General features: G+C 37.6%; 5 protein-coding genes. All 5 read left to right on the top strand.

Annotated features, from left to right (window positions below; genetic code table 11):
* Nucleotides 1–82: 82 nt before the first annotated feature.
* Nucleotides 83–3,112, top strand: coding sequence for a P-loop NTPase family protein (locus tag EV194_RS14115; protein WP_132434690.1), 3,030 nt, complete (start codon nt 83–85; stop codon nt 3,110–3,112).
* 16 nt (nt 3,113–3,128) lie between these two features.
* On the top strand, nt 3,129–4,163 hold the full coding sequence (locus EV194_RS14110) for a mechanosensitive ion channel family protein (RefSeq protein WP_207916061.1): 1,035 nt from the start codon (nt 3,129–3,131) through the stop codon (nt 4,161–4,163).
* Between the two features lie 82 nt (nt 4,164–4,245).
* Nucleotides 4,246–5,085, top strand: a complete 840-nt coding sequence (locus EV194_RS14105) for a restriction endonuclease (protein WP_132434688.1) — start codon at nt 4,246–4,248, stop codon at nt 5,083–5,085.
* 1,016 nt (nt 5,086–6,101) lie between these two features.
* Entirely contained in the window at nt 6,102–8,846 is a 2,745-nt protein-coding gene (locus tag EV194_RS14100; RefSeq protein ID WP_132434686.1) for a T9SS type A sorting domain-containing protein, read from the top strand.
* Nucleotides 8,847–9,220: 374 nt separating this feature from the next.
* Entirely contained in the window at nt 9,221–13,444 is a 4,224-nt protein-coding gene (locus EV194_RS14095) for a hybrid sensor histidine kinase/response regulator transcription factor (protein WP_132434684.1), read from the top strand.
* Nucleotides 13,445–13,778 lie beyond the last annotated feature (334 nt).

Genomic DNA, 13,778 nt, shown 5'->3' with positions numbered 1-13,778 from the left:
GAGCCATGGTAAAATATGCTTATACAGAGAATGATTCTTCAGGCGAGTTGCATGTGACCTCAATAAACAAATTAATAAGCACATGAATTTTAAAAACGATATAATTGCCGAAGCTTATTCTTCATATATATCAGCAGTTTGGCCTGTTGTTAAAGATTTTGTAAATTCTCAAACCGGGCGGCAGGAAAAGTTGGTTGAGGAGTACTTCCATAGCTATCATCGTTTAAAGAAAGAGCTAAAAGAACCCGATGAAAGTGCTAAGTACGTTGAGTTACAACGAAACTTCCGGGTAGAAATATTTAAGATGCTCGAAGAGCACCTTAAAACCTGCAACAATGATGGTATTCATAAGCTTTCAGAAGTTTTTGAAAATGAGTTTCAGAAATGGATAGCCGAATTTCCTAAAAGAGTGACCGTAAGAGAACCATATACTTGGTACGAACTTTCTCTTCTTAAAAATCCGTTTTTATATCCGGCTGCAGTTTTTTGTAATTTCCGAGCATCTATTCTTCAATGGTTTAGGGGGATTTATAATGGTTTTCGGAAATTATTCCGAAAACCGCTTAGAGATAATACCGTTTTCAGAGTGCGACGCATTCCTCTTAATCAGATGCTGACACATCACATTTATGGCTGGTTGTATCAACAACAAATAGAGCTGTTAGAGGAATTATTGACTCATTATACCCATGATTTCTTGGAACTATGGGAGCAGGATATGTCATTGAGCCAGCACTGTAACGCAACTTTGAAAAAAAAAGAGGATAAATCTGCGTTGGATATTAAAGAGGTACTGCCTGAGATAATTAATGCTACCACAAAAAAAGAGCTTTTGCTGAAATTTGAACGCTCAGTTGAAGAGAATTTGAAGGATGTATTTTTACAAATTGATGCACTGTATAATTTAGCGGATACCTTATATATTTCAGGCGGCAAATACAAAAACAGAAAGGTTGATGCATATTGTAACCGCGTTCATAATCATTGTAATCGAATTCTTGGGGGATGGAACAGGTCGTGGTGCACACTTTTGGATGACTGGACGCTGGATGTTGAGATTTCATTGCTCTATCTGAATGTTTTTCATATATATTTTGAATTTGAAAAGGTTACCCATAATTACATACATGGGGAACTTGAAGACGGTTTTGCTGTGGTAGAACAATTTATAATCAAAAGCGGTAACCGCTTTGATAATTGTGAAGGACAAAAGAAAACTGTGCTTCAATTGGCGGCAAATGAGAGGAAATTAGCTGAAAGCGAATTTGTAGATAAACACATTGCAGGCTTAACTGAAAAATTGGCCATTTGTTTTAAAAGCGACTACAGGCGACTATTACAGAGTTTTAAAGCAGAATTAAATAAAGTCTCGGAAAAACGCACGTTTGTTTCTGAACGTAAATATGCAGCTCCGATACAGGAAAAAGATGTAAATACCATATCTCCCCTTGGTTTGTTAAGCTTTGAAGCACTGCCGGTATTTGTTACCGATGCCGGGAAAATAATGGCCACCGTTGAGCAAAATCTTGAAGAAGCAAGAATAAAATTGACAGGACTTGGTACTGTATGGGATTTTAATCTGGAGTCGGTTGCGATGATGCTGAATGAAAAAAAGGGAACCGCTCGCGAGGCATTAATCAGTGCGATGGAAGGCACGGTTCGTTCTTTGGAGTTGCTTTCCGAATCTCATAGGATTGTTAATAATACCGGGAAAACTTTTAGTGCCGATTTTGCTGTCACCATTAACCGTTTTAACGACCAGATTCAGAAACTCACCAACAGTGAATCCATTTTTGAACTCAATCTCAAAATAGCTCGTATTAAAGCCCTTGAAAGGTCAAAGGAGTTTCAGGAAAAATTATTTAAAGGATTTAAAACAGCTATTCCTCTGGCTTTTGAGTATGTGAAAAACAGCTATACAAAATTCAAATCCGGAGCTGATAAATTTCAGTATAAAATAGGGTTAAAACATGAATCGGCAAGTCTGGCTTTCGAGTTATCTGAATTCATAAATGAGACAGCTGATGCCTTGAAAAAACTGCCATTTGTCTACCAAAGGCTTTACCAGTTAACGCCGGTTAATGAGTCGCGTTTTTTTGTTGGCAGGGAGGATGAACTGAATGAATTAACTGAAACCCTTAATCATTGGCGAAAAGACCGTTTTATAACCATTGCTGTGGTGGGTGAAAAGGGCAGTGGGGTGACTTCCTTGCTCAATCGTTTTTTGAAAAAGGAGAATCTGGAGAATGATATATACAGGGTTACTTTAAGCGAAAAAATACATACAGTAAATCGGTATTTAGATTTTTTTAGCGAGTTGTTCGCAGTTAAAGAGCACTTTGATTCTAATGAACAAATTATTGAATATCTTAATAATAAAGATAGCCTGAGTGTAGTTGTTATTGAAAACCTACACCATTTTTATTTAAAAAAGGTAAATGGGTTCGATGACCTGATGATGTTGTTCGACCTGATGTCGAACACCATGAAAAAAGTATTATGGATTGGTGCATTTACCCGGCATGCCTGGAAATATCTCGATAAAACCATTCATATTTCCGGATATTTTACTTCAACAGTTCACTTGCAGGATATGCAACCAGATGCCATGGAAGAGATAATTTCAAGGCGCAATAATATCAGCGGATACCAACTATCTTTTGAAGAAGATGATGATGTGGTTCATCAAAAACAATTTAAACAAGCTGACGCAAAAACTCGTCAGGAGATGCTAAGAAAGAACTTTTTCAGAAAGCTTACACGGTTAAGCTATGGAAACATAAGCCTTGCGCAACTCTATTGGTTAAGACTTACCCGCGAGGTGACCGAACGAGAAATAAAAATGGGAAAAGTGAAAGAGATAGATTTTTCCTTTGTTAATAATTTGTTCGCCGACGAATTATTTGTGCTTCAAACCATCGTGTTACACGATGGCTTGTCGTTGCATGACTATGTTCAGGTTACTGGTAAATCGGAAAATTCCGCTAGAAACATTTTAGTGCCCATGCTCGAGAAAGGACTGCTTATCCGGCCAAAAACAAAATACAACGTGAATCCCATAGTTTACCGGCCGGTTGTCAGGCATCTTCAGTCCCGAAATTTTATAAGTTGATTCAAAATATACGATAATGTCAAAATATATCATATCCATTATTTTCTTTCTGTCTGCTTCGCTGATATTAGCTGAACCTGATACGTTGCCAGCCCGCTTTCCAAATATTGACACATTAGAGGTTGCACTTCCCGATACATTCACGGTGGTAATTGGTAAAGCCCAAGTTGATACCGTATCATTAATTACGAAGGAGAAATCTAAATCAGAAACAGCAGCTGACTCCGCTCAAAAGCGAGTGCATGTCCTCCAGGAGATGGGAACCCCGGGAGAGGTCATCAACGTTATCTCTTTCAGCAAAATTTTCTGGACACTTGTGATTATTGTGCTTGGCTATCTTATCATACGGTTTGTGATAAGAATTCTGGAAGCCATCGCTGAAAAGAGCAGCAAATTAAGAATAGGATTGAAAAGCATCATTCCGGTGGTGCGAATTTTACTATGGATGCTTATTGTATTTGTTATTATTAAAGGCATTTACAATCCGCCTATGGAAACCTATCTGGCCATGTGGGCCTCTGCAGCCATTGCCATTGGTCTGGCTGCACAAGATTTGCTTAAGAATGTTTTTGGTGGGATTATGTTGTTGTTCGACAGACCTTTTCAGGTTGGGGATAAGATAGAAACTGGAAAATATTACGGTGAAGTCATTGAAATTGGCCTGCGAGCCACTCGAATTGTTACACCCGATGATTCGGTGGTATCAGTTCCAAATATGGAACTGATGAATTCATCAGTTTCAAATGCCAATTCCGGAGAGCTGAATTGCCAGGTGGTGGCCGAAATTTATCTTCCCATTGATGTGGATACACAAAAAGCCCGAAAAATAGCCATTGAAACCGCCCAGATTTCACGTTTTATCTATCTTGAAAAGCCCATTGTAGTGGTGTTTTTTAACGAAGTTAAAGAGAGGCGTTCATACCTCAAAATGCGCCTGAAAGCTTATGTGATGGACATCCGGTACGAGTTTCAGTTTAAAAGCGATATGACAGAAATAGTCATTCGCGAATTGTTGAAGCAGGGAGTTATTCGTAAAGGAGATTTGTTTTAGTTTGTAAAAGATTGCTTGGTTAATGTATATTAATACACATAAAAAACTCACATATTTGTCTTAGATTTTTTTCTTAATTTATATGTCAAAAAAATTACTCATAGAAAAAGCTTCAGGTGAAATGCAACCCTTTTCGGTTGAGAAACTGGAGCAATCATTAAAACGTTCAGGAGCCGATGGCGCATTAATTCAGGAAGTGGTTGAAGATGTTGAGTCGTGGCTGAAGGAAGGAATGACCACAAAGCGAATTTACAACCGTGCCTTTTCTTTGCTTCGGCGAAAGCGGCGAAGCATGGCCGCAAGGTATAGCCTTAAGAAAGCCATTATGGAGTTAGGTCCGTCTGGTTATCCATTTGAGCATTTTATCGGGCAGCTCTTTAAATATCAGGGTTTTGAAGTGAGAGTTGGAGAGGTCTTAAAAGGGCACTGCGTATCGCACGAAATGGATGTGATAGCAACCAGCCAAACGCATCAGCACTTGGTCGAATGTAAGTTTTACAACAGTCCCGGAAAATTTGCCAGCGTACAGGTGCCTCTGTATATCAAGTCTCGTATAGATGATATTGTAAGAGAAAGGCAAAAAGATACTGCATATCAACGTTTCAATTTTCAGGGTTGGGTGGTTACCAATACACGCTTTACAACCGATGCCATAGATTTTGGATTATGCAGCGGGTTAAAGCTTTTAGGCTGGGATTTTCCTGAGAAAAGAAATTTGCGTCAGTTGATTGAAGAGATGCGGATTTTCCCCATTACTGCTATTACCCAGCTTTCAAAAGCCGAAAAAGCACAATTACTGAATCAGGGCGTGGTGCTTTGTCGCCAGTTGCTTGAAAAACCTGAGGTGTTAGACAATTTGCGCCTAAAAGGAAATAAACGTGGAAAAATTCTGGATGAGGTGGATGACCTTTGCCATGGATGAAAATTGATGTAAAAAGTTTTTTTATCAATTAAATCTCATTAAATAATGATTTGCTTACTGAGTAGTTGCATGTGTTTGCAATATACGTGTTTTTTGAGGTTTAGTATAACTACTGCCTGACTGAGTTTTTTTCATTATGATAATCATATAATAGATTTCTCGCTTCTCTCGAAATGACAAGATGTTACGTTGTGTGAGGTGAAGGGGTTATTGCGGCGAAGCCGCAATAACCCCTTCACCTGTCTTGACTTCCTGAAAGTTTTGTCATTTCGAGCAGAGCGAGAAATCTAAATTAATTATCAGGTCAGCAGTGTTATTGAGTAAATACAAGTAATACTCCATGTCAGAAATATCATAAATGACAGGCTTTTCTTCCCCTACTTACTTTGCAAAAACTTTTAGGGAGTTCTATGGGAACCCTTCTTCTTATTACTTATCTTAAAAGCAATATCTGAAATTGTTTTATTAGGAAGGATAAAAAAGTCTGGAAAATGAAAGAATTCAACACCAAAATTTTATAGCATAGAATGATTGCATAGACTTAATTGATAGCAATATTTCTTCATGAAAATAATTGTATAATAAGCAGTTGTCGTTTTGTGATATTTATTGGCGAAATAATTACAGGCATTATTTCTATGGATTGATATTTTGGTGCAAATGTTTAAGAAGCATTCTACTAAATCTCAACGATAGTTAAACATGTAAAACACATGTTTAACTATCGTTGATAAGTGTGTAATATGCATATTATCAGTTGTATAACGGTTAAGCCTTTGCTTAAAGGCAAACTTTTTTTGTAATTCATGTAATAACTTATTTTATAGTTTGTTAGGTCGGATTTCCAGACTGTCAGAGATTATCAGATAAATACCAAAAGAGAATTAATTATCATTATCACGCCTTTTGGGTAATACACCTTCTTGTGTTTAGGATTTATATACATTATTAATAATTAGTGAATTGGAATGATCTAATCTTAAACTGTCTGGATTTTTTAAATTAAAATTAGAACTATGATTAAACATCTATTTTTATCAAGTTGTAAGTTAACGTTTACATTAGTATTTCTGTTGTTTGTAACAAATATTAATGCAACAAACTATTATGTTTCAACTACAGGGAGTGATGATGGAACAGGTGCTATTGATGATCCATTTTTGACAATAGCAAAAGCAGCATCAATGGTCGATCCTGGTGACACTGTTTTTGTTAATGAGGGAACATACATTGAGCATAACATTATACCTAAATCATCGGGTACCGAAAATGCCATGATAGTTTTTAAGCCCAAACCAGGCACAGGCGATGTGATCATCACGCACCCTGGAACTTCCATCACAGACAATACTGCCGTTTTCGAATTGACGAACAGAAGTTTTATCTGGATCGAAGGATTTCAGTTTAAAGATTTTCAGTTTGGAAGAGCAAGTATTTATATCAGGTCTGGCCAAGGCAATGTGGTGATCAACAATCGATTTGAAAACCTGGGGAATAGCCAGGTAGGCACTTGGAATGGCAACCAGATGGTGGCACTGTTCCACTCATCTCGAAATGTGGTTTCCAATAACTATTTCAAAAACATTACCGGCGACGGTATTAATGTTAACCAACAAACCTCGCAACACAACCTGATAATTAACAATACTTTTATCGATTTCAAGGGAAAACAGCGCAGCTGGGGTGGTACTTGGTTGTTTTCTAGGGCTATTGATATTCAAGACATGTCGAATGGGAATAATGTTATTGCATTTAATTATGGAGAGGATGTTGTAAACCATATTTGGCTAGATAGGGATGGAAGTCGTAATATCATCCTACGAAACTTTGGGAATGGTGGTGCCGGCAATGTATTTAACGAATCGCGTTGTAGAGCCAATGTTATTCAGGAAAACATTTCTGTTGGAATGCAATCCGGCTACATGTCTTCATATTATTCTGGAACTAATTGGACTTATTACCCACGATATATCAATAATGTGGCCTTCAATAATAGGGATGGTTTTGTTATTCATAAATCAGTGGAAGATGAATTAAGGAACAACATTAGTTTCAACAATACCAGGCACAATATTCAGTTTTCTCGTGCTGCAATGGATCATGGTCCTGATATCTTTCGAAACAACTTGTGGTTTTCTACTTCTATAACTAATTCCGTTTTGTATGATCACATCCCTGAAACTACCCCAACGCAAGAATTTACGGATAAAAATGGGATATTGGTAACCTTGCCTGCCTATAACAGCACGTCGCCGGGTAGTCAAGTAACGCCTGAAGCGTTCCATGATGCGATGGGAGATACCAATGGCTTGTCTACGGATCCTCTTTTTGTAAGCACCACCGACTTCAGACTTCAAGCATCAAGCCCTGCAAAAGGAGCCGGAGATAATGGTTTGGATTTAGGTGCATATGCGTATTATGGACCAAGTCTTTTCGGTTGGGAGGCTGACAGACAAACAACAGGCACATTGGTATATTTTGATAGAGTTATTTCGACTGCAAACAGAGGAGAAACATTAGAAATAACCATAAAGCTCAACAAAGCACATTCACAAACCATAACAACAGAATTAGTACCTGTTGCTGGTGATGGTATTCCTGGCATAGATTTTAATATTCAATCTACAACAGTAACATTTGCACCTGGTGAAACTTCTAAAACAATCGGAATTGAGTTTATAGGCGAAGCAGATTTTGATGAATTGGTAGCTTTTCGTTTGGAAAATTCAACAAACGCAATTGCAGGAGCCAGAGACCTTCACATAATAAGAATTAATAAAACCCTTAAACTAAGAGCCAATGCAGGAAACAATCAGACTGTATGGGATAATAGTAATGAAGAACCTAATGTTTTCTTAGATGGTTCCTGGAGCGATAATCCTTTTGGAGAGATTGAAACTTATGAATGGAGTGTTTCAGGAGATCAGATTGCAACAGGCATGAATCCTTCTCTATATATGCCGACTGGTGAATACGTTGTAGTGCTAACGGTTTTTGATGAAGAAGGAAATTATGCAAGTGATGAAGTTGTTATAACCGTGAAGGAAGTATCCGGTATTTGGATCGAAGGAGAATGTGGAACTGTAGGTTCAATGTGGAATATCGTGTCTGACGAGAATGCTTCTGGTGGTAAATATGTAACTGTACAACCAGGAAATAATGCCCTCAATAGTGTCCCATCAGTTGAGTCAGGAGGATTAATAACCTATACTTTTGATGTGGAGGAAAGTGGTACTTACAATATGTATCTACGTTTAATATGTCCGGATGCAAACGCAGACTCTTTTTGGATAAAAATGAACAACGGCTCATTTTTTAATTGGAATAATATCGGGCCTTCTTCTTCTTGGACTTGGTTTCAATTCCCTAATACATTTGATTTGGATGAAGGACAAAACATTCTAACCATCGGATATCGAGAAGATGGTGCAAAACTGGATAAAATCTATCTTACATCAGGAAGCACTCCTCCTACAGGGGAAGGTCCTCCAGCATTGGCTTGTGATATCACAAACGTAAATTATCAAGAAGCCAAAAAGGTTAATATTTATCCAAATCCTGTGGCAGATAGCTTCACCATAGAACTGCCCGGATCGCAAGTAAGCATAAGTGTTTACAATAGCATTGGCCAACGTTTATTAAATCAGATTGGAAGCGGTTCATCGCATACAATTGATATGACAGGTTTCAATCAGGGTATTTATTTCGTGAAAATAGAATGGCCAGATGAAGTTATAGTGAAAAAAATAATTAAAAATTAGCAAATAGTTAGTTATAAACGAATTAAGAGCTGATTTCTATTAGGATTTCAGCTCTTAATTTATAGTTTTAATAGAAAGATTCAGATTTTTGTGTTTTCGAGAAGAATATTTTCTATGTTTATTTCTTCAAAATTAGGATTGCGGTAAGATATTTTTGAAGTCTATTTGTAAAATTGAGCCTCTAAGTAGTTGATAGCAGTTAGTATAATGTTAAGCTATATTCTATTTTGAAAAGGATGCGAGTTAACAATTGTTTAAATACAAATCACATCAGTACAATTACTTATATGCTTATTTGGTTGCTGCAATGTAGCGAATTATTCTTGTATTGTTTTTTTTTATAAATTTGTCTACATTTTGTGAAACTTGGTAATATGAACATTATATCGGGTATAAGTTTCTTTGTTTACTGCCGCTATTTATCTCTTTTTTTATTGAGTTGTATAACACATTCATATGCAACTTCTGCTACCTCCATTAGCTTCAGATCAGTTAATGCCACAAATACACTATCTCAATCATCTGTATTATCCATGCTTCAGGATAGCACAGGTTTTTTGTGGGTGGGAACGAAAGACGGATTGAACAGATTTGATGGGTACGAATTCGTGAGCTATAAATACGATCCTTATGACAGTAATTCATTGTCGAGCAATGAGATTAGTGCTTTGGAAATGGAGGGAGACCGATATTTATGGGTTGGGACCAGGAGCGGAGGTTTAAATCGCCTTGAGTTGCATACTGGAATCATACAGCGTTTTAGTAATCTGACATATGATGATCTAATCAGGGATATATATTGTGATTATGATGGTAATTTATGGGCAGGAACCTCTGAAGGCCTATTTTTAAAGGAAGAGGTTAACGGTCAGATTGTTTTCAGAAACCTTACACCGAATGCCATATATAGAAGAGATACCAATGAGCCCTTCATTCCAACCCGAAAGAATATTTCTGTAACGGCTATTTATCATCACGAGCCAGGATTTATGCTGATTGGCGCCGAAGAGGGATTATTTGTGTATGATCTTGAACGTAACGAATTTAAATCGCTTTCACAACAAACTATAGGGTTTACAGTTGTCACCAGGTTTTTAAGAGACAGTAAGGGGCGTTTGTGGGCAACAACTTATGATGGTCTTTTACAAATTAGCAAACGACCAACTCCATCACTTTATGAGGTTGTTGTATATGATTCCAATGCACCCATTGAAAGACGTCTGCCGGTTGATTGGGTAGAAGATATTCGAGAGGATCATCGTGGAAATCTCTGGTTAGCAACACGTGGAGCAGGTATGGTATTGATATCACCTCAGGCAAAAGTTGAAAGGGTTTTTAATTACTCTGTGATTGAATCCGGAACCATTCCCGATAACATTATCAATTGTTTACTAATTGATCGAACGGGTGTTTTGTGGATTGGGACTGAGAGTAGAGGACTTGTTTTTTCTGATTTATACGCCAAACAGTTCAGGTCCATAGTTCCAGGCGTTTCTCCGAATTCAGGTTTGAGTGACCATCTTGTATCAGCAATTGTGGGTGAGGATAATGTTTTATGGGTAGGCACTTCCTCTGCTGGAATAGATGTATTTGATATTAATGGAGGCGATATAACTAAAAGAATAAATATCCCAAGAATCATTTTGTCACACGGTCAATGGAAAAGTGAGATTCTTGCACTTGCAATAGACGAACAAGGAGCATTGTGGATTGGTTCTGCCACCAATAGTTTGGTGCGCTATACAGAAACCAAAGGATTTGAAAGCTATATTGTAGAGGGTTTTGTTTTTGCATTAATGGAAGATAACCGTGGAAACATTTGGTTTGGAACCTGGGGGCAGGGGTTGGGATATATTAATAAGTCGACGCGGGAAATTATTCAGTTTAATGAAGAATCCGGTGAGTTACTGGGTTTAAGCAGTGACAAAATCCTTAGTATATATTTAGATTCCAATGATTTTTTATGGGTCGGCACTAAAGGTGGTGGCGTAAATGTTGCACATATTGATGATGTCATCAATCAAACTGCTGACTTTACAGTTTATCGTCATATACCTGAAATTGCAGGATCCATTTCTTATAATGATATTTACAGTGTGTTTGAAGATGAGGCCGGAAACATTTGGCTGGCTTCCGGGAGAGGCTTAAACAGGCTGGACGTGAACGAAACTGAGAGTTTTCACAGAATGGTGCTGGAAGGTGATGCCCAATTTTCTGTTATAAGTGAAAGGAATGGGTTACCCGGTGGCTTGGTTTATACTATTTTAGAAGATGAAAATAATCATTTATGGCTGGGAACGAATAACGGTTTAAGCCGTTATTCTCCATTTGATCAGAGCATTATAAATTATGGGGAGAATGATGGACTTCCATCCGTTCAATTCCTTCAAAACAGTGCATTTTATGATAAAGGTTCGGGGTTGATGTATTTTGGTGGAGTTGGTGGTATAACACTCTTTAATCCCGACAGTATATCTATTAATCCGTTTCACGCCAAAGTACGAATAACTGACTTTCGATTACACAATCGTTCAGTAAAACCAAAACAACGAGTTGGAGGTCGAAGAATTCTGGAGAAAGACATTGCGAATACAAAGCAGTTAAGGTTGGCACATTCTGATAATGAGATTTCCTTTGAATTTTCGGCCATGCATTTTTCGAGCCCTGAAAAAATCCGATACAGTTACCGACTCTTAGGATTTAATGATGAATGGCAAAATGTTGGAAGTCAAAACAGAAGAGCCACATATACCAACTTGAGTTTTGGAGAATATGTTTTTCAGGTTCGTGCAACGAATAACGATGGAGAATGGGCACCCGAATTCACTGAGTTACACATTATAATTAATCCACCTTTGTGGTTAACCAAGTGGGCCTATATTTTTTATGCAGCGCTGTTTCTTTTTCTCTTATATGTGTTCAGAAAATACTCTCTTATTGCTGTAAAAAAGAAGAATCAGCTAATTATTGAGAGTCTGGAAAATAAAAAGGAGACTGAGATTGCCGAGGCAAAAATGAGATTCTTTACCAATGTTTCTCATGAAATACGAACCCCTTTAACGCTAATAAATGCTCCCCTTCAGGAAATGATAGGCAATAAATCTTTGCCTACTGATGTTTCCGAATCGCTTAATATGATTTATAGAAATGTCAAAAGGCTTCTGAATCAGGTAAATCAGTTGCTGGAACTTAGGAAAATGGAGAAGGGGCAGTTCAAGTTAAGGCCATCGAGGTTTTCTCTTGATGTTTTGATCCAGGAGGTTTTATTAGATTTTGAATCCATTATTAAACAAAAAGAGATAACGGTTTATCATGATCAGGGAGATGAAGCTTTTATTCATGCTGACAAGCGCCTAATTGGGACGGTTTTATACAACCTTCTTTCCAATTCTCTAAAGTTTACACCGCAAAAGGGTGAATTAAGGATCTCAATTAATTGTTCCGAAAATGCTGAGATTAATGATTTGAGTGAGCAGAGAGTCATTCTTCGGGTATGTGACTCCGGTCCCGGAATCCCCGAAGGTGAACTGGAAAATGTCTTTAACCGGTTCTATCAATCAAGAAACCAGCAGTTTGAATATATGGGCGGATCTGGCATTGGCTTATCGATCGTAAAGGAGTTCATTGATCAGCATAAAGGCACTGTAACTGCATGGAATTTGCCTGAAAAGGGTTGTTGTTTTGAGGTTGTCCTGCCAGTTAGTCAGAATGAAGCAATCGATTCTTATAAAGATACACTGTTAGGAAATGATTTCGATCAGCCAGAAGTTGGGGCTGATGTTATTTCTGATTCCTTGATGATTAAAGACTCAGGGTCAGATTCAGGTTCAGATTCAAAATTGCCCGTTTTAGTTGTGGTGGAGGATGACCTAGATCTTTCAGGTTATTTGAAATCATTTTTCAGTAAAAAATTTGTCACTCATCTCTTTATGAATGGAAAGGATGCGTTTGATGAAATTGTTAATATCATGCCTGATTTGGTCATTTGTGATGTCATGTTGCCAGGAATGGATGGCGTACAATTGACTGGAAAACTCAAAAACAGGGAAGAGACCAGCCACATCCCTATTGTAATGCTTACGGCGCGGTCCGGTGAAGATAATATTGTAGAAGGATTGTCCATTGGAGCAGATAGTTATATAACCAAACCTTTTAGTATCAGCGTACTGGAGGCTCAGGTGAACTCTCTTTTGAGCAGTCAGAAGGCATTTAAGTTGAGATTTAGCAAAAAAATGGTTCTTGAACCAACCGAAGAGTCCATTACTCCCATGGACGAAAAGTTTCTCAAGAAGTTGATTGAGGTTACTGAAAAGAATATGGCTGATCCTATGTTTGATGTAACCACACTGATTGACGAAATGCATATGAGTCATTCCATTATCCTTAAAAAAGTCAGGGCATTAACTGGCTTATCGCTTGTGGAATTCATTCGGTCCATGCGCATTAAGAGAGCTGCACAAATCTTTCGTCAGGATAAACTATCCGTTTCTGAGGTCAGTTTTATGGTAGGATTTTCAGATCCCAAGTATTTTAGTCGCTGTTTTTCCAAAGAAATGGGAATGAAACCAACCGATTTTTTAAAGGAAATCCATGGGTAGTTTTCATAGCTCTTTCATGTGTCTATAATTTGTATTTTAAGGATCCCGAGTACTCGGGAGAACTCGCCAATCCAGTCATTCTTACTTCGACTGGGCTCAGTACTTCGCCTGTGTGAGAAAAGCTTTCTCATGGCTCGTTTCATCTCAATTGAAGTTTATTTGCCTTTTCAGCTAGGCTTGAAATAATTTAAAAGTAAATTAGGGTCAATTGCCTACATCAAATTGATCATACTCGTTTACTTTTTTTAACAATGCAGGATTGTTTTTTTGAATGATAGTGTAAAATTCATCCAATTCAATGAATTTTTACTGTTTTTGATATAAAATTACACCT

Origin of the sequence: Natronoflexus pectinivorans, assembly GCF_004345615.1 — a bacterium.
Lineage (GTDB): Bacteria > Bacteroidota > Bacteroidia > Bacteroidales > Marinilabiliaceae > Natronoflexus > Natronoflexus pectinivorans.
This window is presented reverse-complemented; position numbering and strand designations above follow the sequence as displayed.

Excerpts from the sequence above, each read along its gene's own strand:
- EV194_RS14095 (WP_132434684.1), top strand. The coding sequence starts at position 9,221 with ATGAACATTATATCGGGTATAAGTTTCTTTGTTTACTGCCGCTATTTA.
- EV194_RS14100 (WP_132434686.1), top strand. The coding sequence starts at position 6,102 with ATGATTAAACATCTATTTTTATCAAGTTGTAAGTTAACGTTTACATTA.
- EV194_RS14110 (WP_207916061.1), top strand. The coding sequence starts at position 3,129 with ATGTCAAAATATATCATATCCATTATTTTCTTTCTGTCTGCTTCGCTG.
- EV194_RS14115 (WP_132434690.1), top strand. The coding sequence starts at position 83 with ATGAATTTTAAAAACGATATAATTGCCGAAGCTTATTCTTCATATATA.
- EV194_RS14105 (WP_132434688.1), top strand. The coding sequence starts at position 4,246 with ATGTCAAAAAAATTACTCATAGAAAAAGCTTCAGGTGAAATGCAACCC.